Raw genomic sequence first — 24,608 nt, 5'->3', positions numbered from 1 at the left:
ATGCGTAGCCCGCTGATTGCCGCCACCCTTGGCCTGCTGTTGTTGGCCGACGTGGCCCAGGCACAAACCCTGGTGGCCACCAGTAATATCATCGTCCGCGCCTCTGGCCGCACGATCGATTTCACCTCGGACACCACCACCTCGATCCGTGACTCCAAAGTCGTGCGCGAAGCCCATGACGATGCCGCCAGCTTTGTCGCCAGCAATGGCGATATCCGTGGCGCACAACTGGAAGCTGCCTTCACTGCACTGCGCACCCAATTGCCGGAAGCCCGTAACGCCAGCGATCAGGTCCTCGCCGAAGCTATCCTCGCTCTGTGAAGCCAGTTTTCGCCTGGCTGCTGGCCGGGACCCTGGGGCTGCTCTGTGGCACCGCCCAAGCCGACCTGCAATTGCGCCTCAAGACCGATGGTTTGAGCCCGGCGCAACAACGCGCCAGCCAGGCGCTGCTGGATGAAGCGATGCAGGCACTGCCGCCGCGCTTCATCCAGCAACTGGATCGCACCATTGATGTCGGCTGGACCGACCAGATGCCCGACAATGCCTATGGCGCGGCATCCCTGGTTGCGGAACTGGACCTCAATCGTGCCCTGTTGCCCAGCCTGGCCGATGGCTCGGCCGCGACCCAGAAGACCAGTCGCCCCCATGGCACCGTGCGCCGGGAACTGCTCGCCACCGTACTTCATGAACTGACCCATATTTATGATCGTGCGCGTTTATGGCCCAGCGCCGAACGCAGCCTGATCCAGCGCTGCACCCGCAAGACCGGTACTTCCGGCCTGATCGGCCTGCCGGATGAGTGCCGGGGCCAGAACGATCGCCGCTTTACCCTCAGCGACGACCCGCGGCTGCTGGACCTGGCCGGCTGGCCGCAATATGTCGGTCGCCGCGGAGAGCGGGAACAGCACAACCGGCAGGTTGCCCGCAGTCCGGACCTCTACGAGATCACCAACCCGAAAGAGTTCGTAGCGGTGAACATGGAGTACTTCCTCCTCGATCCGAGCTACGCCTGCCGCCGCCCGGCGCTGTATCGCTACTACCAGGAACATTTCGCCTGGGCCCCTGCAGCCAAGGACAATTGTGCCCAGTCCTTTGCCTTCCTCAACGCCGGCAACGACTTCGCCAAGACGCCCCTGGGCAAGGTCGACCCGGAACGGGTCTACGCGGTGGACTACCTGCTGGCCGAGGCCAACCAGAACTGGGTCAGCCGCTGGGGCCACAGCATGCTGCGCCTGGTGATCTGTGCCCCAGGCCGACCCCGTGGCCCGGATTGCCGCCTGGACTTGGACCAACACCTGGTGCTGTCCTACCGCGCCTTTGTCGGCGACGTACAGTTGTCCAGTTGGGATGGCCTGGTGGGCAAATATCCTTCGCGGCTGTTCGTCCTGCCGCTGTCGCAAGTCATCGATGAATACACCAAGACCGAACTGCGCAGCCTGGCATCCGTGCCCTTGAAGCTGTCACGCAGCGAGATCGAGGAAGTGGTGGAGCACGCCGCCGAGATGCACTGGAGCTATGACGGCAACTATTACTTCCTGTCCAACAACTGCGCAGTGGAGAGCCTCAAGCTGCTGCGCAGCGGCAGCAACAACAAACAACTGATCGGCCTCGACAGCATCATGCCCAACGGCTTGCTGGAAGTGCTCAAGGGCAGGGGACTGGCGGACACCAGCGTACTCGACGATCCCCGGGAAGCGCTGCGCCTGGGCTATCGCTTCGACTCCTTCCGCGACCGCTACCAGGCCATGTTCGAAGTGATCAAAAAGCACCTGCCGATCAAACAGGCCAGCGTCGAAGACTGGCTGTCACTGAGCGCTGCGCAACGCCGCGAGTGGTTCGACCGGGCCGACCTGCGAACCAGCGCGGCCTTGCTGCTCCTGGAGCAGGCCAGCTATCGCCGGCAACTGTTGCTGGCCCAGGACGAGGTCAAGCAGCGCTACCTGGGCGCCCGGGAACTGAAGAATGGCGGCATGGAAAAAGCCAACAAGACCTTGCAGGAAATTCTCGCCAACAGCGGCTTCCTCAGCCGACCGGCGGAACTGCTGGGCAGCAGCGGCTATGGCTTGCCCCAGCCCGGCGAATGGCAGCGCCTGGAGTCCGAAAGCAGTGAGCGGCAGAAACAGCTGCAATCGCTGACCGGCGAACTGGACAAGGAAGTGCGGGCGTTGCTCGAACCAGCCCGGGCCGCCGAGATCGCCGCCAACGAGGCCAATCTGAAGCAGGTGGGCGAGCACCTGCGGGCTCTGCACAAGGCAGCAGGCGGCCTGGAACTGCCTTGACTCCCTGATCTATAGTCGGTGCTTTGTGCCTGCTAGCCGCCAGAAAGCACCTCGTTTGCAGCGGGTCCACACCTACGGCTACAGGATGCACGTCACCATGAAAAGCCCCAAGACTATCGCCGCGCGTTTAGGCTTCAGCATTCTAGGCACCCTGGCACTTAGCACCGCTGCCCAGGCCATCAAGGTAGTCCCCGATTTCGATACAGAGCCTGGCCTGGCCACGGTGTTCTGGGGAGCCCTCACCACAACCGGCCCGTTTATCGGCACAACAGTGACATTCAACGAACTGAGTGACAGCGATCAGAAGCGACTGCTGCTAGCCCGCGATGACGCCGCGGCCTTTGTCGCCACCAATACCGCCGTTCGTGGGGCGCTACTTGAGTCGGCCCTGCTGATGCTGCGTCAGAAGGGCGACCTGGATCACTACGATGATCTTGTCCTGGCTTGTGCCATCCTGGCTTCCACCCACTGAAGCCCCCAAGGACGGACCTGTCCGAACCTTGCCAGGAACCTTCTCCTCGATTGAAAAGAGTGCCCAAGGCCCAATCCCGTTCAGTCGGACAATAGACCGAGCAAAAAACAACCTGTGGCGAGGGAGCTTGCTCCCGCGGGGCTGCGCAGCAGCGACGATTCCTGGGGCCACGGCACGCGCCAGTGGGAACCCCAAAGCGTTCACTCATGGCAAACAGCGTCAGCCCCCTGAACGCCCTACAGCCCATGGCGCTATAGCGTCTCTTGCGCCTCACCTGGCAACTGCTCATCCAGGTGCAGCCAGGGAAGCCGGCTGTCGGTCCAGATATGCCGGTCCGCAGGCGCCCGTTCCGGGTGATCCAGAGTGGCGATGGTGACATCGATGCTGTCCGGGCTCAGGTGGGTAACCAGTGCCAAGTGAGCACCGCAGTCAGCGCAGAAATAGCGCGCACAACTTGCAGATGAGTCGTAGCGCGCGGGAACGCCTTCCAGCCACTTGAAAGCCTGGGCGGGCAAAGTGATCCAGGTGGTCACCAGACCACCGCTGACCCGGCGGCAGATCGAGCAATGACAGTGGGCGATATCCCGCAGTGGCCCGCTGAACTGGTAGCGCAGCCGCCCGCAGTGGCAGCCGCCGGTGTGCAACTCACTCATGTGCATTCCTCTTTCGGGCCCATGCCCGTCACTTTATGCCGCTGGTCGCCTGCCGCAACATCCACCGTTTCCTTTCAATGCCGAAAGCTGGCTGAAAGCTTCCCCGATTAGGATCGCCTCCACTACCGGCAAAAGACCGGTTGGCCACAGCGGGCGTTTCTGGCGCTCCCGGCCCTATTAACAACAACAATGGTGATTCTGATGTCCGCTCGTACCCGCCTGTTCGCTTCGACTCCCCCCGTACGCCTCGTGCTTGCCGTTCTGCGCTGATCCCACCCGGTTCGCCATTCCCTAGCCGCGCTACGCCTGGAGTATTCCCATGCTGACTTTCCTTGGCTTTGCCATGGTCATCACGTTCATGTTCCTGATCATGACCAAGCGCCTGTCCGCGCTGATCGCCCTGATCATCGTGCCGATCCTGTTCGCCCTGTTCGGCGGTTTCGCACCGAAGATCGGTCCCATGATGCTCGAAGGCATCACCAAGCTGGCGCCCACCGGCGTGATGCTGATGTTCGCCATTCTGTATTTCGCCCTGATGATCGACTCCGGCCTGTTCGACCCGGCGGTGCGCAAGATCCTCAAGCTGGTCAAGGGCGACCCGCTGAAGGTCTCGGTCGGCACCGCCGTGCTGGCCCTGGTGGTGTCCCTGGACGGTGACGGCGCCACCACCTACATGATCTGCGTGGCCGCCATGCTGCCGCTTTACAGCCGCATCGGCATGAGCCCGCGGATCATGGCGGGCCTGATCATCCTCGCCGGCGGGGTGATGAACATGACCCCCTGGGGCGGCCCGACCGCCCGCGCCGCCAGCGCTTTGCACGTGGACCCGTCGGACATTTTCGTGCCGATGATCCCAGCGATGCTGGCCGGTGTGGTGGCGATCCTGGCGATCGCCTATCTGTACGGCAAACGTGAACGGGCACGCCTGGGCGAACTGCACCTGGCGGGCGATGAGATCGATCACAGTGAAATCAGCGTCTCGCAGTACCCCGACGCCCGTCGTCCGAAGCTGATCTGGTTCAACGGTGCCCTGACCTTCGCCCTGATGTGCGCGCTGATCGCCGGGCTGCTGCCGTTGCCCGTGCTGTTCATGGTGGCCTTCAGTATTGCCATGATCGTCAACTACCCCTGCCTGCAGCAGCAGAAAGACCGGGTTGCGGCCCACGCCGGCAGCGTGCTGGCAGTGGTCGGGCTGATCTTCGCTGCCGGTATCTTCACCGGCATCCTGTCCGGTACCGGCATGGTCGACGCCATGTCCAAGAGCCTGCTGGCAGTGATCCCTGAAGCCCTGGGGCCCTATCTCGCGGTGATCACCGCGCTGGTGAGCATGCCGTTCACCTTCTTCATGTCCAACGACGCCTTCTACTACGGCGTATTGCCAGTGCTGGCAGAAGCCGCCAGTCATTACGGCATCACGGCGGTGGAAATGGCCCGGGCGTCGATCGTCGGCCAACCGGTGCACTTGCTCAGCCCGCTGGTACCCTCGACCTATCTGTTGGTGGCCCTGGCTGGCATCGAGTTCGGCGATCACCAGCGCTTCACCCTCAAGTGGGCAGTTCTGGTCTGTCTGTGCATAATGTTCGCCGCTCTGCTGATGGGGATTTTTCCGCTGTTCAGCACGCTATAAAAGCAATGATTCTTCGCTCGGGCCGGCTTCCCGGCCCGGGCCATAACAACCGCTCAAAGGAATACACATGGAATGGCTGACCAACCCGGAAATCTGGGTTGCCTTCTTTACCTTGACCGCCCTGGAAATCGTCCTGGGCATCGACAACATCATCATGATTTCGATCCTGGTCAGCCGCATGCCCAAGCACATGCAGGCGCGCACCCGGATCTTCGGCCTGGCCCTGGCCATGGTCACGCGGATTCTGTTGCTGCTGTCGATCACCTGGGTCATGCGCCTTACGGCCGATCTGTTCGTGGTCTTCGGCCAAGGCATTTCCGGGCGGGACCTGATCCTGTTCTTCGGCGGCCTGTTCCTGCTGTGGAAAAGCTCCCAGGAGATGTACCACGCACTGGAAGGTGAAGACGAAACCCTGGATGAACCCAAAGGCAAGGGCGGCAACTTCATCTACACCATCATCCAGATCGCCATCATCGACATCGTCTTCTCCCTGGACTCGGTCATCACCGCAGTGGGCATGGTGTCCCATGTGCCGGTCATGGTGGCGGCGATCATTGTCGCGGTCCTGGTGATGATGCTGGCGGCCGGCGCCATCAGCGAATTCATCGACAAGCACCCGTCGTTGAAGATGCTTGCGCTGTCGTTCCTGCTGGTGGTCGGTACCGTACTGATCGCCGAGGCCTTCGAAGTGCACGTACCAAAAGGCTACGTCTACTTCGCCATGGCCTTCTCCCTGGCGGTGGAAGCCATCAACATCAAGATGCGCACCGCCATCGCGAAGAAGAAAAAACAGCAGGACCCGGTGAAACTGCGCAAGGACATTCCTGGTCAATAAACCGCCAACGCGCTACAGAAAAAGGGGCTTACGAGCCCCTTTTTCACGGCTGCAGGCAGCTGTTTTCATGACAGTTTTGTTTCAATCACCGGTTTAGCTATGCGATGCTGGCGTCCTGTGCGTTAGCCAACTACAGCTTAAGTACATAACGTAGAACCTCGCGCAACAACGTCCATTGGCCCCGCTTGGGGCTCTTCACCCCAGGGGGGCCCTCTCATGCTGACCCTGCTCAATCTGCTTTCCGCCGTGGCCCTGCTGATCTGGGGCACGCACATCGTCCGTACCGGCATCCTGCGGGTCTACGGCTCCAACCTGCGCCACGTAATCGGTCAGAACATGGCCAGGCGACCGCTGGCCTTCGTCGCCGGCATCCTGGTAACCGCCATGGTCCAGAGCAGCAACGCCACGGCGATGCTGGTGACCTCCTTTGTCGGCCAGGGCCTGATGACCCTGACCCCGGCGCTGGCCACCATGCTGGGGGCCGATGTCGGTACCGCATTGATGGCTCGGGTGCTGACTTTCGACCTGTCCTGGCTGTCACCGTTGCTGATCTTCCTCGGGGTGATTTTCTTTCTGTCGCGCAAACAGACTCGCGCCGGCCAGCTGGGCCGGGTCGGCATCGGCCTGGGCCTGATCATCCTGGCCCTGCAACTGATCGTCGAAGCCGCAGCGCCGATTACCCACGCCCAAGGGGTGAAGGTGCTGTTCGCCTCACTCACCGGCGACATCCTCCTGGATGCGCTGATGGGCGCGGTGTTCGCCATGGTGTCCTACTCCAGCCTGGCGGCGGTGCTGCTGACCGCCACCCTGGCCGGGGCCGGGGTGATCGGCCTGCCGGTGGCCATCGGCCTGGTGATCGGCGCCAACATCGGCAGCGGGGTGCTGGCCTTCCTCAGCACCAGCATGCAGAACACCGCCGGACGCCAGGTGGCGCTGGGCAGCCTGCTGTACAAGCTGATCGGCCTGCTGCTGATCATTCCGGTGCTCGACCCGCTGGCCCACTGGATGGATAGCCTGGACTTCAGTCCACAGGAAGTGGTGATCGGCTTCCACCTGTTGTACAACACCGTCCGCTGCCTGTTGCTGCTGCCCACTGTCGGCCCCATGGCCCGATTCTGTGCCTGGCTGATGCCCGAGCGCCCCCAGGACAACGGCCGTGCACGACCACGGCACCTCGATCCCACTGCCCTGGCCACCCCGAGCCTGGCCCTGGCCAACGCCGCCCGGGAAACCCTGCGCATCGGAGACCTGATCGACAATATGCTGGAAGCCATGCGCGATGTGCTGCGTGGCAAGCAGACCGCCATTACCCAGGAAATGCGCGCCCTGAGCGAGGATGTCGAAGCGCTGTACAGCGCCATCAAGCTGTACCTGGCGCAAATGCCCCGGGAAGACCTCAGCGAGCAGGACAGCCGGCGCTGGGCGGAGATCATCGAACTGGCGATCAACCTCAAGCTGGCCAGCGACCTGATTGAACGCATGCTGCGCAAGGTCCAGCAGCAGAAGACGTCGCAACGCCGCTCCTTCTCCGAAGTGGGTCTGGAAGAGCTGACCGGACTGCACGCGCAACTGATCGCCAACCTGCGCCTGGGACTCTCGGTATTTCTCAGCGCCGACCCGGAAAGCGCACGTCAATTGCTGCGGGAGAAACGCCGCTTCCGCGCCCAGGAACGGCGCCTGGCCCACGCCCACGTCAGCCGGCTGCAGCGCAAGATCGTCCAGAGCATCGAGACCAGCTCCCTGCACCTGGAACTGATCGCCGACATGAAGCGTCTCAACTCGCTGTTCTGCAGCAGCGCCTACGTGGTCCTGGAAACCTCGGAAACCGGGGCGCTGGAAATCGAGAACATGGCTGACATCACCCATTCACCCTGAACGTCCAGAGTGATCTGAAGTCTCTAAAACTTACGCACGCCGTAAGGAAGCTTGTTATGCGTTGTCTGTTATTCGCCTGCCTGTTGCTGGGCAGTGCACAAGGATGGGCCCTGGATCGTTTCCAGGTCGAAGGCTACACCCTGCCCAACGGCCTGCAACTGCTGCTCAAGCCCGGTAGCGAACGCGGCCATGTGGCGATCCGCCTGGTGGTGGGCGTCGGCCTGGACGATTTCCCCTGTGCCGACAAGGAACTGCCGCACTTGCTTGAACACTTGCTGTTCAGCGGCATCGACGCCAGCGGCGAGGGCGGCCTGGAAGAGCGCATGCAAGCCCTGGGCGGCGAATGGAACGCCTATACCAGCAATGCCGACACCACCTTCGTCATCGAAGCCCCAGCGAAAAACCAGCGCAAGGTCCTCGATCTGCTGCTGGCATTGCTCACCCGCACCCACCTTGGCGACAACGCCGTGGCCGCCGCCAAACAGGTGGTGGAGCGCGAAGACGGCGGCCATTACTCGCACCTGCAACGCTGGCTCGACCGCCAGGACCTGGGCCACAAGGCCGGCAACCAGCTGGCGGTGGAACTGGGGCTCAAATGCGCCGAGCGCGCCGAAGTCGGGCACCTGACCCTGGCCCAGCTGGAGCAAGTGCGCAAAGACTGGTACGCCCCCAACAACATGACCCTGATCGTCGTCGGCGAACTGGATCGCCTGCTGCCGGCTTATCTGGAACGCACCTACGGCGCCCTCGAGCCGGTAGAGCCCAGCGAGCACCGCGAGCTGCCACAGATCCAGGGCACGGCCGCCGCCGAGCGCAACTTGATCCATGGCTGGGTAGGGCAGAGCGCACAATTGCACTGGCTGTTTCCCGAACCCCTGCTGGAGCAGCAGCACGACGAGACCTTCGACCTGCTCAAGGACTATCTGGACTGGGCGTTATACCGTCAGTTGCGCCTGGAGCATGAGCTGTCCTACGGCCCCTGGAGCGACCGTGAAGTGTTTGGCAGCGTCGGTTTTCTCAGCCTCAATGCCGACCTCGAACGCGATGACCTGCCCCAGGCCCGACAGGTGGTCGAGCAGCTCAAGGCGAAACTGCTCAAGGACGGTCTGGACCCCGCGACTTTCGAGCGCCTGAAGCAGGCCGCCATCGATCGCCAGGCTTGGGCAGTACAGGGCAACAGCGCCTTGGCGGATTACTACTGGAGTGCCCTCGGCGACTTCGACAACGGCCGCTTCAGCGACCCGGCCAAGCGCCTGCGGGCGGTGAGCCTGAAGCAGGCCAACCTGGCGCTGAAGCAATTGCTGCAACAGCCGGGCTATGTGCGAATCGAAAAACCCCTGTTGGGGGACGAGCAACTGCTCTGGCTGACCGGCGGCCTGCTGGCCCTGATCGTCTTCGGCAGCCTGGGCGGCTACCTGCTGTACCGCCGGCGCACCCTCTAGCCGGTGTGGCGAGGGAGCCTGCTCCCTCGCCACAGGCCGCGGCCAACAGGTATCCTGTCACGGTTTTTTCCTGCCAAGACTGTGACCCCGCCCGATGCCTAACCTGACCCACTATATTCAGCGCATTCTGGAACTGATGAAGCGCTACCCGGGGGTCATTGCGCTCGGCGGTTTCATCTCCGGAGTCGGCAGCTTCATCCTGGTGGACCGGCAACAGAGCCTGGCCTCGTGGATCGCCGTGATCCTGTTGGTGAGCTGGGTCTGGCTGATGCTGGAAAACAGCCTGACCCAACTGTTCACCAAGGTCTTCAAGCGCGAGATCCCACAACCGTTGCTGCGCTACGCGACACAAATGATCCACCAGGAAAGCCTGTTCTTCGTCCTGCCGTTCTTCTTCATCACCACCAGCTGGAACAGCGGCCAACTGGTATTCACCGGGCTGCTGGGGGCAGCGGCGCTGATTTCCATCACCGACCCGCTGTACTACAAGTGGCTGGCGCCGCGGCGCTGGCTGTTCCTCGCCTTGCACACCCTGACCCTGTTCGCCGCCTTGCTCACGGCCCTGCCGCTGATCCTGCACCTGACCACGGCCCAGAGCTTCAAGCTGGCCCTGGGCATCGCCATGCTCCTGTCCTTCCCGAGCCTGGCGTCGATCCTGCCGATCCGCAGCGTGCGCAGCGCACTGGCGGTGCTGTGTATCACCCTGGCCATTGGCAGCACCGGCTGGCTGCTGCGCTCCTGGGTGCCGCCGGCCACCCTGTGGCTGACCGAGGACGCCATCAGCACCCAACTCCAGGACCGCACGCCCGGGGACAGCCTCGAACAGGTGAGTGCCAGCCAGGTACGCAGCAGCGGTTTGTACGCCTACACCGCGATCAACGCCCCCCGGGGCCTGGACGAGCGCATCTATCACGTCTGGAAGTTCAACGGCAGCGAAGTTGATCGCATCGCCCTGGATATTCACGGCGGACGCAAGGAGGGCTACCGCGCCTGGTCCCACAAGCAGAATTTCCCCGGCAACCCAGCGGGAAAATGGCAAGTGCGGGTGATCACCGAGGACGGACAGGTGATTGGTGTGCTGCGCTTCGAGATCACCGACCCAGATCAAGATCCAGCCAAGAGCGGCGAGGCAAAGTAACGGGGATCGTGCTATTACGTAGCACTGCGCAATCGCCACACAAGCTCGGAGCTTATGAATACCCGCATGACGCCCGGCACCGCTCAACTGGATAACGCCCACACTCCGGCGCAACTGCGCATCGGCGGAGACTGGACGCTGGCCCACTACAGCGACCTCAAGCGCCTCTGCCAGAGCCTCAACGGCCACTACGACAGCAGCACCCACGTCGACCTCAACGGCCTGGGAGCCCTGGACACCGCGGGTGCCTCGCTGCTGGTAGAACTCCTGGGGACCGAACGCCTGGGGCAATCCGCCGAACACCCCGATTGCACCCTGTCCACCGCCGACCGCGCATTGCTGCATACGGTCTACAGCTCGCTCAACGATTTTTGTGTACCGGTCAAGGAACCGGAGATTGCCGTCAGCGTGCAACTGCTCTCACGCATTGGCAGTGCGGTCTACACCGTCTGGCAGGACACCCTGAAGGTCCTGGGCTTTATCGGCCTGATCCTCGAAACCCTGGCCCGGGGCCTGCTGCACCCCAAGCGCTGGCGCATCACCCCGGTGGTGGCGCATATCGAGCAGACCGGCCTCGATGCCGCGCCCATCGTCGCCCTGCTGACCTTCCTGGTGGGGGCGGTGGTGGCCTTTCTCGGGGCCACGGTGCTGGCCAACTTCGGCGCCAGCATCTTTACCGTCGACCTGGTGGCGTTTTCCTTCCTGCGGGAATTTGGCGTGCTGCTCACCGCGATCCTCATGGCCGGGCGCACCGCCAGCGCCTTCACCGCGCAGATCGGCTCGATGAAGGCCAACGAAGAGATCGACGCCATCCGCACCCTGGGCCTGGACCCGATGGAGTTGCTGGTGCTGCCTCGGGTGCTGGCCCTGCTGGTGGCGCTGCCGATGCTGACCTTTCTGGCGATGCTCTCGGGGATCATCGGCGGCGCCGTGGTCTGTGCCCTGTCCCTGGATATTTCCCCGGCGATGTTCCTTTCGCTGCTGCACTCGGACATCGGCGTTAAGCACTTTCTGCTGGGCCTGGTCAAAGCGCCGATCTTCGCTTTCCTGATCGCCGCCATCGGCTGCCTGGAGGGCTTCAAGGTCAGCGGCAGCGCCGAATCGGTGGGCGCCCACACCACGTCTAGCGTGGTGCAGTCGATCTTCGTGGTGATCGTCATCGACGCCGTGGCCGCGCTGTTCTTCATGGAGATGGGCTGGTGAGCCGCCCGACGCGCCCGCCCGCCGAGGCGGTGATCGAGGTCCGTGGCCTGTGCAACCGCTTCGGCAAGCAGAGCGTGCACGAAAATCTCGACCTGGACGTGTACAAGGGCGAGATCCTCGGTGTGGTCGGCGGCTCCGGTAGCGGCAAGTCGGTGCTGCTGCGCAGCATCGTCGGCCTGCGCCAACCCAGCGAAGGCTCGGTGCGGGTCTTCGGCCAGGACCTGCCCAGCCTGCCGGAGCAGCAACGTTCCCTGATCGAGCGGCGCTTTGGCGTGCTGTTCCAGAAGGGCGCGCTGTTCACCTCGCTGACAGTGACCGAGAACGTCGCCCTGCCACTGATCGAGCATGCAGGCCTGTCCCGCAGCGACGCCGAACACCTGGCGGCGGTGAAACTGGCCCTGGCCGGGTTGCCCCTGTCGGCCGCCGACAAATACCCATCCTCGCTCTCCGGCGGCATGATCAAGCGCGCAGCCCTGGCCCGTGCCCTGGCCCTGGACCCGGACATCCTGTTTCTCGACGAACCCACCGCCGGCCTCGACCCGGTGGGGGCGGCAGCCTTTGACCAACTGATCCTGACCCTGCGCGATGCCCTGGGCCTGAGCGTGTTCCTGGTCACCCACGACCTGGACACCCTCTACACCATCACCGACCGGGTGGCGGTACTGGCGCAGAAAAAGGTACTGGTGGCGGACGCCATCGAGATCGTCGCCGAAACTCCGGACGAATGGATTCACCAATACTTCCATGGCCCACGCGGCCGCGCGGCCTACCAGGCCGCTACACAGACCAACGAGGGATGACATGGAAACCCGAGCCCATCATGTACTGATCGGCCTGTTCACCGTGATCGTGGTGGCCGGCGCCCTGCTGTTCGGCCTGTGGCTGGCCAAGTCCAGCGTCGACAGCGCCTTCCAGGACTATCAGATTGTCTTCAATGAGGCGGTCAGCGGCCTGTCCAAGGGTAGCGCCGTGCAATACAGCGGCATCAAGGTCGGCGATGTGGTCAACCTGCGCCTGGACCCCAAGGACCCGCGCCGGGTACTGGCGCAGATCCGCCTGGGCAGTGAAACCCCGATCAAGGAGGACACCCAGGCCAAGCTGGCCCTGACCGGCATCACCGGCACCTCGATCATCCAGCTCAGCGGCGGTACACCGCAAAGCCCGCCCCTCAAGGGCAAGGACGGCCACCTGCCGACCATCATTGCCTCGCCATCGCCCATTGCCCGCCTGCTGAACAACAGCAATGACCTGATGACCGGGGTCAACCTGCTGCTGCACAACGCCAACAGCATGTTTTCTCCGGACAACGTGGAGCGGGTCAGCAACACCCTGGACAACCTGCAGAAAACCTCGGCCAGCATCGCCGGACAACGTGACGACCTGCGCCAGCTGATGCAGCAACTGGGCTCTATCAGCAAGCAGACCAGCGCCATGCTGGAACAGACCACCGCGCTGATGCGCAATGCCAACGGCCTGCTCAACGACCAGGGCAAGCAGATGTTCGGCAGCGCCGAGCACGCCATGCGCAACCTGGAGCAGAGCAGCGCCACCCTGAACAAACTGCTGAGCGACAACCAGGACTCGCTGAACAATGGCATGCAAGGGCTCAACGGCCTGGCGCCGGCGGTGCGCGAGCTGCGCGAGACCCTGAGCTCGCTGCGAGCCATCACCCGCCGCCTCGAAGCCAACCCCGGCGGTTACTTGCTGGGTAACGAGAAGAACAAGGAGTTCACGCCATGAAGCCTGCCTGTCACCTGCTGGCCCGACTGGCCCTGGGGTGCACCCTGGCCCTGAGCGCTGCCTGCTCGATCCTGCCCAAGGGCGAACCACTGGATATCTACCGGCTGCCGGTAGGGCAAAACGCGACCCCTGCCACGGGCAAGGCACTGTCGTGGTCGCTGCAGTTGCTCAAGCCGCAGGCTGGCGATGCGCTGAACAGCGCACGCATCGCGGTGATTCCCCAGGGCAACCTGATCAGCAGCTACAAGGCTTCGCGCTGGAGCGACCCGGCACCGATCCTGCTGCGCAACCGCCTGCTGGACGGCTTCCAGCGCGATGGCCGGGTGCAGTTGTTGAGCACCGACGACAGCAACCTGCAGACCGACCTGGCCCTGGGCGGCGACCTGCAAGCCTTTCAGACCGAGTATCAGGGCAACGCCGTCCAGGTGGTGATCCGCCTGGATGCGCGGCTGATTCGTGGCTATGACCAAAAAATCCTCGCCAGCCGGCGCTTTGAAGTGCGCCAACCCCTGAGCGAACCCCAAGTGCCGGCGGTGGTGACAGGGTTTGGCCAAGCCAGCGACGCGCTTACCCGGCAGGTAGTGGATTGGGCGGTGGGGCAGGGCAACCTGGCGCTGAAACAATGAACGGCCCTTTCGCCGGCAAGCCGGCTCCTACAACCTCCGTAGGAGCCGGCTTGCCGGCGAAGGCTTATCCAAAGAACCAGTAGCAAACCGCAATCGCCGCCACCACCCCGGCGAACTCGGCCAGCAAGGCACAGCCCACCGCGTGCCGCACCCGCTGGATACCCACCGCACCGAAGTAGACCGCCAGCACATAGAAGGTGGTCTCGGTGCTGCCCTGGATGGTCGCCGCCGCCAGGGCCGGGAAACTGTCCACGCCCTGGGTCTTCATGGTCTCGATGAGCATCGCCCGGGCGGCACTGCCGGAGAACGGCTTGACCATGGCGGTGGGCAGAGCGTCGACAAAGCGTGTATCCCAGCCGGCCCAGGCCACCAGATGGCGAATCCCGTCGAGGCCGAAATCCAGCGCCCCGGACGCCCGCAATACGCCGATCGCGCACAGCATGGCTACCAGGTACGGCAAGAGGTTCTTGGCGACGTCAAAACCCTCCTTGGCCCCTTCGACAAAGGCCTCGTAGACCTTGACCTTGCGCAGCGCACCGATCACCAGGAACAGCATGATCAGGCCGAACAGGGTGAGGTTGCCGAGGATCGACGACAGGGATGCCAGGGCCGTGGCCGACAGAGTCGCCAGCAGCGCCATGAAGGCCCCCAGGGCCAGGGCCCCGGGAATCAGGTAGGCCAGCACCACCGGGTCCCAGAGACGCAGGCGCTGCATTACCGCCACCGACAGCAGGCCGACCAGGGTCGAAGCGCTGGTGGCCAGGAGGATCGGCAGGAACACCAGGGTCGGGTCCGCCGCACCTTGCTGGGCGCGGTACATGAAGATGGTCACCGGCAGCAGGGTCAGGGACGAAGCGTTGAGCACCAGGAACAGGATCTGCGCGTTGCTGGCGGTGGTGGCGCTGGGGTTGAGTTCCTGCAGGGCGCGCATGGCCTTGAGGCCGATCGGCGTGGCAGCGTTATCCAGGCCCAGGCCGTTGGCGGCGAAGTTCAGGGTGATCAGCCCCAGGGCCGGGTGCCCTGGCGGCACTTCCGGCATCAGGCGCTTGAACAGCGGGCCCAGGATCTTGGCCAGCCAATCGACGATGCCGGCCTTCTCGGCGATCCGCAGAAAACCCAGCCACAGGGTCAGGGTGCCGAACAGCAGCACCATCACCTCCACCGACAGCTTGGCCATCGCGAAAATGCTTTCCACCATGGCGGCAAAGATCCCGGCGTTGCCGCCCACCAGCCACTGCGCCAGGGCGGACACGGTCGCTACGATAAAGAAGCCAAGCCACAGGCCATTGAGCATCGGTCATATCCCTCGGAAGATGCGGCGAATGATAGCGGGGCCCGCAGAAACGACAAACCCCGGATTACCCGGGGTTCGTTCATTGCAGGAGCCGGCTTGTCGGCGAAGGCGCATCTGAGCCGTATAGAGGACTTGAGGGCCTCTGCGTCGGCAAGCCAGTTCCTACACCGAGGCGCTTAGCCTTTGGACGCTTCGCCTGCCGGCAGCTTCTCTTTGCTGCGCCAGTGCGGCAGGGAATTCCAGTAGCGCTGGCCCTTGGCATCGTCGTACATGCCTTCCCAACGGGCGATGACCAGGACTGCCAGGGCGTTGCCGATGACGTTCAAGGCGGTGCGCGCCATGTCCATCACCCGGTCGACACCGGCGATGAAGGCCAGGCCTTCCAGCGGAATGCCCACGCTGCCCAGGGTGGCCAGCAGCACCACGAAGGACACGCCCGGAACTCCGGCAATGCCTTTGGAAGTGACCATCAGGGTCAGCACCAACAGCAATTGCTGGCTGATGGACAGGTCGATGCCGTACAGCTGGGCAATGAAGATCGCCGCGATGGACTGGTACAGGGTCGAGCCGTCCAGGTTGAAGGAGTAACCGGTGGGCACCACGAAGCTGCAGATGGCTTTCGGCGCGCCGTAGGCTTCCATCTTCTCGATCACCCGCGGCAGCACGGTTTCCGAGCTGGCGGTGGAGTAGGCCAGCACCAGTTCATCCTTGAAGATGCGCATCAGCTTGAGCACCGAGAAGCCGAACAGGCGGGCGATCAGGCCGAGGATCACGAAGGCGAAGAAGGCGATGGCCACGTACACCAGGATCACCAGCTTGGCCAACGGCAGCAGGGAGGCGAAACCGAAGTTGGCGACGGTCACCGAGATCAGGGCAAACACACCAATCGGCGCGTAGTTCATGATCATGTGGGTGACTTTGAACATGCTTTCCGAGACGCCCTGGAACATCTTCACCAGCGGCTCGCGCAGATCGGACTGCAGGCTCGACAAGCCCAGACCGAACAGCACCGAGAAGAAGATGATCGGCAGCATCTCGCCACGGGCCATGGCCGCGAAGATGTTCGATGGAATCAGGTTGAGAATGGTCTCGATGAACGCATGTTCATGCTGCACTTCGGCGGCGGTGGCCTGGTACTTGGAAATGTCCACGGTACCCAGGGTGCTCATGTCGATGCCCGCGCCCGGATGGAACAGGTTGGCCAGCAGCAGACCCACGACGATGGCGATGGTGGTGACGATTTCGAAGTAGATGATGGTCTTCAGACCGATGCGGCCAAGTTTCTTGGCGTCGCCGACACCGGCAATGCCGACGATCAGCGAGGAGATGACGATCGGAATCACGATCATCTTGATCAAGCGGATAAAGATATCGCCTGCAGGTTGCAGAACGTTGCTGACCCACCAGGCCTTTTCAGCACTGAAATGATTGAGCAGCGCGCCAATTGCAATCCCCAGGACCAGACCGATGAGGATCTGCCAGGCGAGGCTTAATTTTGCCTTCTTCATATCATTACCCTTACTTCAGTTGGACTCGGGCTGATGCGCGAACTGGAACGCTCAATGGCGGAAAAGTTTGTGCATCGGCCCCCGTATAAGGTCATCCCGAACGAGCATTTACGGCTCTCTGCGGGCGAAAAAAGGCGCAACTATTCCGATGCTAGGGGGGCGCGTCTAATGCCGTAAACGCCTACCCTATGCCGAATCGGCATGAGTTTTTACAAACTAAACGGGCGTCCCAACCGGTTCGAATACGACATTTCGGCAGGCAGAAATACCGTGAAACGGCCATTTCAGGCGGCGTGCAGGCTTGTCGGAAGGGTCAGGAAAAGGTCTGAAAAAGTTTAGGATTACTCTGATTCGGGCGTTCGGAAAGGTTGCGCAATTGACGCAAAGTTTCTCGATATACGGTCGCAGAGAAACACCAGGAAACGTTTGACTGGAGTCAAAGGAAGATTTTTTCCTTGGGGAATCACGAAAAAGACGGACCGATGGCTCTAGGACAAGACTTTGCTCTTCAAGCACGCCGCAAGCTCGTCAAGTCGATGCTCGACCTGGGAGCTTACGCCGCTGCTCTTTCCTGACCCGGCCCTTGCGGAGGCACTCCCTGTACCCCTAGGTCACTCCGATCATCAGTGGATCAGAACGTCCCGACCCCTTGGTCATGCACTCACCCTCCTCGGGTGGTGCAACAGTCGAAAGAGCCAGGGCGGCCCTTTCTTCTAGCTGTTATGCAAAATCGGCAATGCGCGCTCAGTACCAGTTCGGGTCTTTGCGCAACTGCTCCTGAAGCAATGCCCGCATTCCTTCATCGGGTTTGCCGAGAAAGCGGTAGCTCGCGTGACGGGTCGGTGACTTGTCCGCAGGCAAGCCCGCAGGCACCTCCACCAACATCGCGTAGGCGTGCTTCTTGTCGAAGCTGAAGGCCACGATCAGGCGCTGGTTCTGACAACTCTGCGCAGTCTCACAGAGCGGTCCAACCAGGTACTGATCGCCGTCTTCAGTCACTGCGTTCATCTGTTGCTGAGCATCGCCCGACAGGTTCATCACCCATTCAGGCAAGCGCTCTTCCTTGTGCACAACCCCCTGCCAGGTGTCACGAAACTGCGGGTCTGAACCCAGCAGCTGGTTGGTACGTGCCTGGCCATCATTGGCCGCCGACGCCAGGGCGCTGACGCCCAGCAGCAGCGTGGCAGCCAATGTTTTCAACGAAAGACTCATGGTCAGCCTCGACCACGACGGCCAAAGAAGAACGAAGCGATGAACATCACCAGGAACACGACAAAGAGAATCTTGGCGATACCCGTGGCGGTGCCCGCGATACCACCGAAGCCCAGGACCGCAGCGACAATGGCAATGATCAGGAATGTGATTGCCCAGCTCAGCATGATGATTCTCCTTACTCTTCTATTAATAGTGCTCAGGGGTGCTGCCTATGAAGCCGGTCGTGCGCCGCCGAATGCGGCCCAGACCTTGGTGCCTAGAACACCCAGCGTTCCTGACGCGGAGCCTCAAGCACCGGTTGTGCCTGGTCGACGGCCATCAGTTGCACTGGCGTTGCATCGTTGATCTGACTGCTCACCGAACTGAAATGGGTCTGGGTGAAGTGATGAGCCGGCACGCGCGGGGCGGGTGCCTGGCTATCCTGCCAACGCTGGAACTGCTGTCCGGCGATCAAGGTGACCAGTAACGCCAGGCTGGCAAACAGGCCTTGCTGGAGATGCAGTGGCGCGATACGCAATTGGGCAAGACCTTGGCGATTCATCCTGAAACTCCTCCCACACTGGTGGTGATGTTGTTATGGAAGCCCTGACTTGCGCTTCACGATGAGAGGGATATTGCAGTCTGCATGCCAGCTTTCAATCAGAAAAATAATTCAATAAAATCAATCACTTATAACAATTCAAAGACGCCCACTCACACGCATCCTGCACGATCCCCACCGGCCAACCGTGCGAAATGCACGATCGGACCGTTCCGGGTCCATGGCTTTTTGATCAGAGGGGGAACTTTGCCGAGCCGCGGACAGCCTGATACAGACCCACCCAGGGTCTAGCCTTGGCAAAACATTAGGGATTTCAGTCTGTTAGCCATTTTCGGCGGAGATATCTAACCTTCAGGCCGTGGAATGGATCAGAATCAACCTTGCAACTTGCCCGATTTTTCTGGGACTAAATAAGATCATTCATTAAAGGAGCCTGGGAAATGGAGTCAGCGCCGGAGAATCAAGGCCGCATCCTGCTGGTGGATGACGAATCCGCCATCCTCCGCACCTTCCGCTACTGCCTGGAAGACGAGGGCTATACCGTGGCCACCGCCAACAGCGCGGCCCAGGCGGATACGCTGTTGCAACGCCAGGTGTTCGACCTGTGTTTCCTTGACCTGCGCCTGGGGGAAGACAACGGCCTTGATGTGCTGGCCCAGATGCGTACTCAAGCGCCCTGGATGCGGGTGGTGATCGTCACTGCCCACTCCGCCGTGGACACGGCGGTGGACGCAATCCAGGCCGGTGCCGCCGACTACCTGGTCAAACCCTGCAGCCCCGACCAACTGCGCCTGGCTACCGCCAAGCAACTGGAAGTGCGCCAGCTCTCGGCGCGCCTGGAAGCCCTGGAAGGCGAAGTGCGCAAACCCAAGGACGGCCTGGACTCCCACAGTCCAGCGATGAAAGTGGTACTGGAAACCGCCCGCCAGGTGGCCAGCACCGATGCCAATATCCTGATCCTCGGCGAGTCGGGTACCGGCAAGGGCGAACTGGCCCGGGCCATCCACGGCTGGAGCAAACGGGCGAAGAAGTCCTGCGTGACCATCAACTGCCCATCGCTGACCGCCGAGCTGATGGAAAGCGAACTTTTCGGCCACAGCCGCGGCGCTTTTACCGGGGCCAGCGAAAGTACCCTGGGCCGGGTCAACCAGGCCGATGGCGGCACCCTGTTCCTCGACGAAATCGGCGACTTCCCCCTGACCCTGCAGCCCAAGCTGCTGCGTTTTATCCAGGACAAGGAATACGAGCGCGTCGGCGACCCGGTGACTCGCCGGGCCGACGTGCGCATCCTCGCCGCCACCAACCTCAATCTCGAGGACATGGTGCGCGACGGGCGCTTCCGCGAAGACCTGCTGTACCGCCTGAACGTGATCACCCTGCACTTGCCGCCCTTGCGCGAACGCAGCGAAGACATCCTGACCCTGGCCGACCGCTTTCTTGCACGCTTCGTCAAAGAGTATTCGCGACCGGCCCGAGGCTTCAGCGACGACGCCCGGGAAGCCCTGCTCAATTACCGCTGGCCGGGCAACATCCGCGAACTACGCAACGTGGTGGAGCGGGCAAGCATCATCTGTCCCCAGGAACGGGTTGAAATCAGCCATCTGGGCATGGCCGAACAGCCCACCAACAACGCCCCGCGAATCGGTGCCGCGCTGAGCCTGGACGAACTGGAAAAAGCCCATATCGGCGCCGTCCTGGCCACCAGCGACACCCTGGACCAAGCGGCCAAGACCCTGGGCATCGACGCTTCGACCCTGTACCGCAAGCGCAAACAGTACAACCTGTGAGCATCACCCTATGAAGTTAGCGATGAAACTGCGGACCCGGCTGTTTCTGAGCATCTCGGCCCTGATCACCGTGGCCCTGCTGGGGCTGGTGCTCGGGCTGGTCAGCGTGATGCAGATGGCCAGTACCCAGGAATCGTTGATCCGCAACAACTTCATCACCCTGGATCTGGGGCTCAAGCTGCGCCAGACCCTGGGTGATCAGTTGATCATCATGCTCAGCAACAAGCCCGACTCCGCAGCCCTGGAAGCCTCGCGGCAGCACTACCTGGACCTCCTCGACCAGGGCATCGCCCACGAACAGCAGAACCCGTCCGTGGGTGGTTTCAAGCAGGCCCGCAGCGACTACCTGAGCTTCTACCAGGCCTTCGAACACAGCAACACTGCCGCGAGCCTGAACAACAACGAAGCGCTGACCGAGCGTTTCAATACCTTGCGCAACGGCCTGATCAACGAACACAAGCGGGCCCTGGACAACATCAGCCAGGTGGAACGCCAGGCCCGGGACCGTGCCTTGCTGGTAGCCGGCTTGCTGGGCCTGGTCGGCCTGGCGGTGCTGATCATCGGCTTCATCACCGCCCATGCCATTGCCCGGCGCTTTGGCGGACCGATCGAAGCCCTGGCCAAGGCCGCGGACAAGATCGGCCAAGGCAATTTCGACGTCACCCTGCCGATCTCGGCCGCCGCGGAAATGAACCTGCTGACCCGCCGCTTCGGCATCATGGCCGAAGCCCTGCGCCAGCATCAGGCCACCAATGTCGATGAACTGCTGGCCGGCCAGCAGCGCTTGCAGGCGGTGCTCGACAGCATCGACGACGGCTTGTTGATGATCGACCGCCAAGGCCGCCTGGAGCACCTCAACCCTGTGGCCCAACGGCAGTTGGGCTGGGACCAGGAGCGCCTCGGCCAGGGCCTGGGCAGCGCCCTGCAACGCCCGGAGCTGGATGAACAGCTGCAGCTGGTTCTGCGTGGCGGCAACCTGGAGCGGGCCCCGGAAGACCTGGATATCGAGGTCGATGGCGAATCGCGCCTGCTGACCTACAGCCTGACCCCGGTGAGCCACACCCAGGGCCATATTCTCGGCGCGGTGATGGTGCTTCATGACGTCACCGAACAGCGGGCATTCGAGCGGGTGCGCAGCGAGTTCGTATTGCGCGCCTCCCACGAACTGCGAACCCCGGTCACCGGCATGCACATGGCCTTCGGCCTGCTTCAGGAACGCCTGCACTTTGCCGAAGAGTCCCGGGAAACCGACCTGCTCAATACAGTCAACGAAGAAATGCAGCGGCTGATGCAACTGATCAACGACCTGCTGAATTTTTCCCGCTATCAGAATGGCCTGCAGAAACTCACTCTCGCGCCCTGTCCACTGGAAGAGTTGCTGGAGCAGGCCCAGGGCCGCTTCAACGAACAGGCGCAGCAGCAGGACATCAGCCTGCTGCTGGAGATCCAGGCGCCACTGCCGCGCCTGCACGCCGACCGTCCGCAACTGGAACGGGTCCTGGACAATCTGATCGACAACGCCCTGCGCCATACCGCCAGTGGTGGCCAGATCCGCCTGCAGGCCAGGCGCCATGGCGAACGGGTGATTGTCAGCGTCGAGGACAATGGCGAGGGCATCGCTTACGGTCAGCAGGGTCGGATCTTCGAACCCTTCGTTCAGGTCGGACGCAAGAAAGGCGGCGCCGGGCTCGGACTGGCCCTGTGCAAGGAAATCGTCCAGCTCCACGGTGGACGCATGGGCGTCTACTCAAGGCCGGGGCAGGGCACCCAGTTCTATCTGGCCCTGCCGCTCTAGGGCTTCAGGCTTCATCATCCAGGCGCCGGGGCACCAGACGCCGGCCTCGAGTAATCAGCTCGGTAAACTGCAAGGCACTCAGGGCATGGGCGAACAGCCAACCCTGACCGAAGCTCACCCCCTCGCTGCTGAGCAGCGAAGCCTGGTCCTCGAATTCGATGCCCTCAGCGATCACCGTGAGATTCAAGGCGTGGGCCATGCGAATGATGTGGGGCGCCACGCCACTGCTGGCAGCATCGTGACCCAGGGCGTCGATAAAGGCCTTGTCGATCTTCAGGCAATCCACTGGCAGGCTTTGCAGATAGGCCAGGCTGCAGTAGCCGGTGCCGAAGTCATCGATCAGCACCTGATGCCCGACATCCCGCAAGGCCTGCAGGTTGTTGCGCGCCACCACCACGTCGATCAGGCCACGCTCGGTGACCTCGAAGGCGATCTGTCGCGCCGCCACCTTGTGCAAGGCCAGAAGCCGCGCCATGACCTGACCGATGCGCGGCACCATGACATCACAGGCCGCCAGGTTGACCGAGATATACAGCTGGGGATTGGCTCGCAGTACGTGCCCCAGTTGCTCCAGCAGACGCTGCAGGACGAAGTCGGTGATCTGGCGGATCTGCCCAGTGTTTTCCGCCAACGGAATGAACAGATCGGGACTGGTCAGGGTGCCGTCCGGACGCCGCCAGCGCAGTAACGCTTCGGCCCCTACACAGAGCCTGCTGTTGAGGTCGAAGATCGGCTGGTACAGCACCTGCAGCTCACCGCGTCGCAGCGCCCCTTGCAGCTCTGCTCCCAACGACTGGCGCTGCCGCGCCAACTGATACACCAGCCCGCCGATAAACAGCGCCAGCAACAGACTGAACGGTAACAACCACCACCAGCCATCGAGTACTTCCGCCTGCAGGCTGGCCCGGGGCGTGATCAGCACCAACTGGTACTCGGGATTCTGGGTCGGCATGCGATAGATCAGCAGGTCTGGGGTGACCTGCAGCGGCCCCTCGCGGCTGGCGCGCCAGGGCTCCACCGGCGGCCAGGAACGGGCCTGACCCAGTACCGGAATCGCCCGGGAGCCATGCTCGACCACCACCATCAGGCTGCCACCGGCCGGCAGGTCCACCACATCGGTCAAGTGCCCACGGGAGGTGGCCACGCGAAAATTGCCCCGCCCCAGCATCAGAGCAGCGAGGTTTTCATTGGGTTGGGTCGAGGTGTTGAGCCAGTAGCTGTAGGTCGGCCCGCGGATATCCGGAGCCCTGGGCGAGGGCAGGAGATTCTGCCGCGGCCAGTTTGAGCACGTCTGGGTGGCATCCATGTAGGCCGCTTCATAAATGAAGCGATAGCTGTAGCTGACCTGCTGCAGGGCTGCGATCAGCTCGGCGTTGCACTCGCGCAGCGGCTGGGCCTCCAGCACATCCAGGCCTTCACGCAGTTGCCCGAACAGTTGCTCCAGACGCTCCAGAAAACGCTGGCCCTGGGCGTTCATCTGTTGGCTTTCTCGCTGCTGGACCTGATGCATGGCCACTCCGGCACTGCCCAGCAACAACACCGCCGCGCTCAGCACAGCCGCCAGCGTCGCCAGCAACCAGGGGCGATGGAACCAGGTACGCAGGGTCTGGCGAGCAACCGGCATCATGAAAGATCCGAAGGATTACCAATGAGTTATAGCAACTGATTGAGCAATCGGCCCGAACCGTCCGGCGGCGTCATTATTTTGTCTGGTTGAGCACCTGCAGGATGGCTGCGCTTTCGGCGTCCGGGGTGCCGTCGAATCGGCCCGGGCGATAGTGCATCTGGAAAGCCGCCAGCACGTGGCGGGTGGCAACATCCAGTTCGCCAGTCTGCGGCGTGGCATAGCCCAGGACCGCCAACTGTTGCTGGAACCAGCTGATGCTCGGCAGGTTGGCGGCAAAAAACGCCTGCTGGCGGGCCACTGCCTGAGCGTTTGGCCACAGGCCGAGTCCGGCGTCAGCCAGGCGCTTCCAGGGGAACAGCGGACCCGGATCGAGCTTGCGCGATGGCGCGATGTCGCTGTGGCCAATGATGTGACGCGGGGAGATGTTGTTGCGCTTGCTGATGTCCTTGAGCAGCACGATCAGGTTCTGGATCTGCGCTTCGCTGTAGGGATACCAGAGCCGTCCGTTGGGACCATCACGAAAGCCCGGGTTGACGATTTCAATGCCGATGGAACTGGAGTTGAGCCAGGTCCGGCCCTGCCACTGGCTCTCGCCGGCGTGCCAGGCGCGGTATTGCTCGTCCACCAGTTTGTAGATCGTGGCGGACTTGTCGTCGCCGATCAGGTAATGACTGCTGACCTGACCGTGGGTCAGCAGGGCCAGGGAGCGTTCCAGGGATGCCGAGGTGTAATGAACGATGATGAACTGGGCGCGCTGGTCGTAATTGACCGAAGGGTGGCTGGTGTCAATACGCGGACCGCTGGCACAACCGGCGAGGACCAGGAGCGAAAAAGCAAGAACAAGAAGTTTCATGGCAAAGGGCAGTACGCTGAAGAAAAGAATGCAACAGTGTAACGTACTGCTCCCAACGCCATGGGCAAAACCGAGGTTTCAGACAGGAATCGGCAAGC

22 protein-coding genes are annotated in these 24,608 nt (G+C 62.4%); 14 read left to right on the top strand and 8 right to left on the bottom strand.

Annotated elements, in window-relative coordinates; all coding sequences use genetic code 11:
• From KHO49_RS01645 to KHO49_RS01635, 3 genes are all read left to right on the top strand, one after another.
• Positions 1-321: a DUF2388 domain-containing protein gene (locus tag KHO49_RS01645; RefSeq protein ID WP_102862518.1), complete on the top strand. Its 321-nt coding sequence runs from the start codon at positions 1-3 to the stop codon at positions 319-321.
• Complete coding sequence (locus KHO49_RS01640; RefSeq protein ID WP_102881463.1) at positions 318-2,279, top strand: DUF7844 domain-containing protein; 1,962 nt, start codon at positions 318-320, stop codon at positions 2,277-2,279. The genes KHO49_RS01645 and KHO49_RS01640 overlap by 4 nt, the downstream gene beginning before the upstream one ends.
• A gap of 97 nt (positions 2,280-2,376) precedes the next feature.
• Entirely contained in the window at positions 2,377-2,751 is a 375-nt protein-coding gene (locus tag KHO49_RS01635) for a DUF2388 domain-containing protein (RefSeq protein WP_213664517.1), read from the top strand.
• 251 nt (positions 2,752-3,002) lie between these two features.
• Here KHO49_RS01635 and KHO49_RS01630 read toward each other — a convergent pair whose 3' ends face one another.
• Positions 3,003-3,404, bottom strand: coding sequence for a GFA family protein (locus tag KHO49_RS01630; protein ID WP_213664516.1), 402 nt, complete (start codon positions 3,402-3,404; stop codon positions 3,003-3,005).
• A 319-nt stretch (positions 3,405-3,723) separates the two neighbouring features.
• Here KHO49_RS01630 and KHO49_RS01625 point away from each other — a divergent pair, with 319 nt between their 5' ends.
• The 9 genes from KHO49_RS01625 (at position 3,724) to KHO49_RS01585 (ending at position 13,890) form a co-directional block, all read left to right on the top strand.
• Positions 3,724-5,031 carry a CitMHS family transporter gene (locus KHO49_RS01625; protein ID WP_102881461.1) on the top strand — a complete coding sequence of 436 codons (1,308 nt, stop codon included), beginning with the start codon at positions 3,724-3,726 and terminating at the stop codon, positions 5,029-5,031.
• Between the two features lie 67 nt (positions 5,032-5,098).
• Positions 5,099-5,866 (top strand): TerC family protein, encoded by a 768-nt coding sequence (locus KHO49_RS01620; RefSeq protein ID WP_102862514.1) that lies wholly within the window; start codon positions 5,099-5,101, stop codon positions 5,864-5,866.
• A 216-nt stretch (positions 5,867-6,082) separates the two neighbouring features.
• Positions 6,083-7,741: a Na/Pi cotransporter family protein gene (locus tag KHO49_RS01615; RefSeq protein ID WP_213664515.1), complete on the top strand. Its 1,659-nt coding sequence runs from the start codon at positions 6,083-6,085 to the stop codon at positions 7,739-7,741.
• Positions 7,742-7,797: 56 nt separating this feature from the next.
• On the top strand, positions 7,798-9,183 hold the full coding sequence (locus KHO49_RS01610) for a M16 family metallopeptidase (RefSeq protein WP_213664514.1): 1,386 nt from the start codon (positions 7,798-7,800) through the stop codon (positions 9,181-9,183).
• 94 nt (positions 9,184-9,277) lie between these two features.
• On the top strand, positions 9,278-10,321 hold the full coding sequence (locus KHO49_RS01605) for a DUF5924 family protein (protein ID WP_102881458.1): 1,044 nt from the start codon (positions 9,278-9,280) through the stop codon (positions 10,319-10,321).
• Positions 10,322-10,375: 54 nt separating this feature from the next.
• Complete coding sequence (locus tag KHO49_RS01600; RefSeq protein WP_102881457.1) at positions 10,376-11,524, top strand: ABC transporter permease; 1,149 nt, start codon at positions 10,376-10,378, stop codon at positions 11,522-11,524.
• Positions 11,521-12,324 carry an ABC transporter ATP-binding protein gene (locus KHO49_RS01595; RefSeq protein WP_213664513.1) on the top strand — a complete coding sequence of 268 codons (804 nt, stop codon included), beginning with the start codon at positions 11,521-11,523 and terminating at the stop codon, positions 12,322-12,324. The genes KHO49_RS01600 and KHO49_RS01595 overlap by 4 nt, the downstream gene beginning before the upstream one ends.
• Position 12,325: 1 nt before the next feature.
• Positions 12,326-13,264, top strand: a complete 939-nt coding sequence (locus KHO49_RS01590; protein ID WP_102862508.1) for an MlaD family protein — start codon at positions 12,326-12,328, stop codon at positions 13,262-13,264.
• On the top strand, positions 13,261-13,890 hold the full coding sequence (locus KHO49_RS01585) for an ABC-type transport auxiliary lipoprotein family protein (RefSeq protein ID WP_110652538.1): 630 nt from the start codon (positions 13,261-13,263) through the stop codon (positions 13,888-13,890). The genes KHO49_RS01590 and KHO49_RS01585 overlap by 4 nt, the downstream gene beginning before the upstream one ends.
• A gap of 64 nt (positions 13,891-13,954) precedes the next feature.
• Here the strand turns inward: KHO49_RS01585 and KHO49_RS01580 are convergent, their stop codons facing one another.
• From KHO49_RS01580 to KHO49_RS01560, 5 genes are all read right to left on the bottom strand, one after another.
• On the bottom strand, positions 13,955-15,184 hold the full coding sequence (locus KHO49_RS01580) for a spore maturation protein (protein WP_110594113.1): 1,230 nt from the start codon (positions 15,182-15,184) through the stop codon (positions 13,955-13,957).
• A 176-nt stretch (positions 15,185-15,360) separates the two neighbouring features.
• On the bottom strand, positions 15,361-16,692 hold the full coding sequence (gene gltP / locus KHO49_RS01575; protein ID WP_102862505.1) for a glutamate/aspartate:proton symporter GltP: 1,332 nt from the start codon (positions 16,690-16,692) through the stop codon (positions 15,361-15,363).
• 744 nt (positions 16,693-17,436) lie between these two features.
• Entirely contained in the window at positions 17,437-17,904 is a 468-nt protein-coding gene (locus KHO49_RS01570; RefSeq protein WP_102862504.1) for an inhibitor of vertebrate lysozyme family protein, read from the bottom strand.
• A gap of 2 nt (positions 17,905-17,906) precedes the next feature.
• Positions 17,907-18,071 (bottom strand): DUF1328 domain-containing protein, encoded by a 165-nt coding sequence (locus KHO49_RS01565; RefSeq protein ID WP_003170804.1) that lies wholly within the window; start codon positions 18,069-18,071, stop codon positions 17,907-17,909.
• A gap of 92 nt (positions 18,072-18,163) precedes the next feature.
• Positions 18,164-18,448, bottom strand: coding sequence for a hypothetical protein (locus tag KHO49_RS01560; protein WP_213664512.1), 285 nt, complete (start codon positions 18,446-18,448; stop codon positions 18,164-18,166).
• A 440-nt stretch (positions 18,449-18,888) separates the two neighbouring features.
• On the opposite strand from KHO49_RS01560, the gene algB reads away from it, so the two are divergent.
• A complete protein-coding gene (algB, locus tag KHO49_RS01555) occupies positions 18,889-20,235 on the top strand; it encodes a sigma-54-dependent response regulator transcription factor AlgB (protein ID WP_102881452.1) in 1,347 nt (448 codons plus the stop codon).
• 10 nt (positions 20,236-20,245) lie between these two features.
• Positions 20,246-22,030 carry a KinB sensor domain-containing domain gene (locus KHO49_RS01550; RefSeq protein WP_213664511.1) on the top strand — a complete coding sequence of 595 codons (1,785 nt, stop codon included), beginning with the start codon at positions 20,246-20,248 and terminating at the stop codon, positions 22,028-22,030.
• Between the two features lie 4 nt (positions 22,031-22,034).
• Here the strand turns inward: KHO49_RS01550 and KHO49_RS01545 are convergent, their stop codons facing one another.
• Together KHO49_RS01545 and KHO49_RS01540 are read right to left on the bottom strand one after the other, a co-directional pair.
• Positions 22,035-23,654 (bottom strand): EAL domain-containing protein, encoded by a 1,620-nt coding sequence (locus KHO49_RS01545; RefSeq protein ID WP_110652544.1) that lies wholly within the window; start codon positions 23,652-23,654, stop codon positions 22,035-22,037.
• 76 nt (positions 23,655-23,730) lie between these two features.
• Positions 23,731-24,510 carry an N-acetylmuramoyl-L-alanine amidase gene (locus tag KHO49_RS01540; RefSeq protein WP_213664510.1) on the bottom strand — a complete coding sequence of 260 codons (780 nt, stop codon included), beginning with the start codon at positions 24,508-24,510 and terminating at the stop codon, positions 23,731-23,733.
• Positions 24,511-24,608 lie beyond the last annotated feature (98 nt).

The sequence above is a fragment of the Pseudomonas sp. RC4D1 genome, from assembly GCF_018390395.1.
In the GTDB taxonomy this organism is placed as follows: Bacteria; Pseudomonadota; Gammaproteobacteria; order Pseudomonadales; family Pseudomonadaceae; genus Aquipseudomonas; species Aquipseudomonas danubii.
The sequence above is the reverse complement of the archived record's forward strand: the minus strand, read 5'-3'. Positions and strand labels throughout refer to the sequence as shown.

What these genes read in the sequence shown, in the direction of transcription:
- KHO49_RS01645 (WP_102862518.1), top strand. Translation starts at nt 1, where the DNA reads ATGCGTAGCCCGCTGATTGCCGCCACCCTTGGCCTGCTGTTGTTGGCC.
- KHO49_RS01635 (WP_213664517.1), top strand. Translation starts at nt 2,377, where the DNA reads ATGAAAAGCCCCAAGACTATCGCCGCGCGTTTAGGCTTCAGCATTCTA.
- KHO49_RS01630 (WP_213664516.1), bottom strand. Translation starts at nt 3,404, where the DNA reads ATGAGTGAGTTGCACACCGGCGGCTGCCACTGCGGGCGGCTGCGCTAC.
- KHO49_RS01625 (WP_102881461.1), top strand. Translation starts at nt 3,724, where the DNA reads ATGCTGACTTTCCTTGGCTTTGCCATGGTCATCACGTTCATGTTCCTG.
- KHO49_RS01620 (WP_102862514.1), top strand. Translation starts at nt 5,099, where the DNA reads ATGGAATGGCTGACCAACCCGGAAATCTGGGTTGCCTTCTTTACCTTG.
- KHO49_RS01615 (WP_213664515.1), top strand. Translation starts at nt 6,083, where the DNA reads ATGCTGACCCTGCTCAATCTGCTTTCCGCCGTGGCCCTGCTGATCTGG.
- KHO49_RS01610 (WP_213664514.1), top strand. Translation starts at nt 7,798, where the DNA reads ATGCGTTGTCTGTTATTCGCCTGCCTGTTGCTGGGCAGTGCACAAGGA.
- KHO49_RS01605 (WP_102881458.1), top strand. Translation starts at nt 9,278, where the DNA reads ATGCCTAACCTGACCCACTATATTCAGCGCATTCTGGAACTGATGAAG.
- KHO49_RS01600 (WP_102881457.1), top strand. Translation starts at nt 10,376, where the DNA reads ATGAATACCCGCATGACGCCCGGCACCGCTCAACTGGATAACGCCCAC.
- KHO49_RS01590 (WP_102862508.1), top strand. Translation starts at nt 12,326, where the DNA reads ATGGAAACCCGAGCCCATCATGTACTGATCGGCCTGTTCACCGTGATC.
- KHO49_RS01585 (WP_110652538.1), top strand. Translation starts at nt 13,261, where the DNA reads ATGAAGCCTGCCTGTCACCTGCTGGCCCGACTGGCCCTGGGGTGCACC.
- KHO49_RS01580 (WP_110594113.1), bottom strand. Translation starts at nt 15,184, where the DNA reads ATGCTCAATGGCCTGTGGCTTGGCTTCTTTATCGTAGCGACCGTGTCC.
- gltP (WP_102862505.1), bottom strand. Translation starts at nt 16,692, where the DNA reads ATGAAGAAGGCAAAATTAAGCCTCGCCTGGCAGATCCTCATCGGTCTG.
- KHO49_RS01570 (WP_102862504.1), bottom strand. Translation starts at nt 17,904, where the DNA reads ATGAGTCTTTCGTTGAAAACATTGGCTGCCACGCTGCTGCTGGGCGTC.
- KHO49_RS01565 (WP_003170804.1), bottom strand. Translation starts at nt 18,071, where the DNA reads ATGCTGAGCTGGGCAATCACATTCCTGATCATTGCCATTGTCGCTGCG.
- KHO49_RS01560 (WP_213664512.1), bottom strand. Translation starts at nt 18,448, where the DNA reads ATGAATCGCCAAGGTCTTGCCCAATTGCGTATCGCGCCACTGCATCTC.
- algB (WP_102881452.1), top strand. Translation starts at nt 18,889, where the DNA reads ATGGAGTCAGCGCCGGAGAATCAAGGCCGCATCCTGCTGGTGGATGAC.
- KHO49_RS01550 (WP_213664511.1), top strand. Translation starts at nt 20,246, where the DNA reads ATGAAGTTAGCGATGAAACTGCGGACCCGGCTGTTTCTGAGCATCTCG.
- KHO49_RS01545 (WP_110652544.1), bottom strand. Translation starts at nt 23,654, where the DNA reads ATGCCGGTTGCTCGCCAGACCCTGCGTACCTGGTTCCATCGCCCCTGG.
- KHO49_RS01540 (WP_213664510.1), bottom strand. Translation starts at nt 24,510, where the DNA reads ATGAAACTTCTTGTTCTTGCTTTTTCGCTCCTGGTCCTCGCCGGTTGT.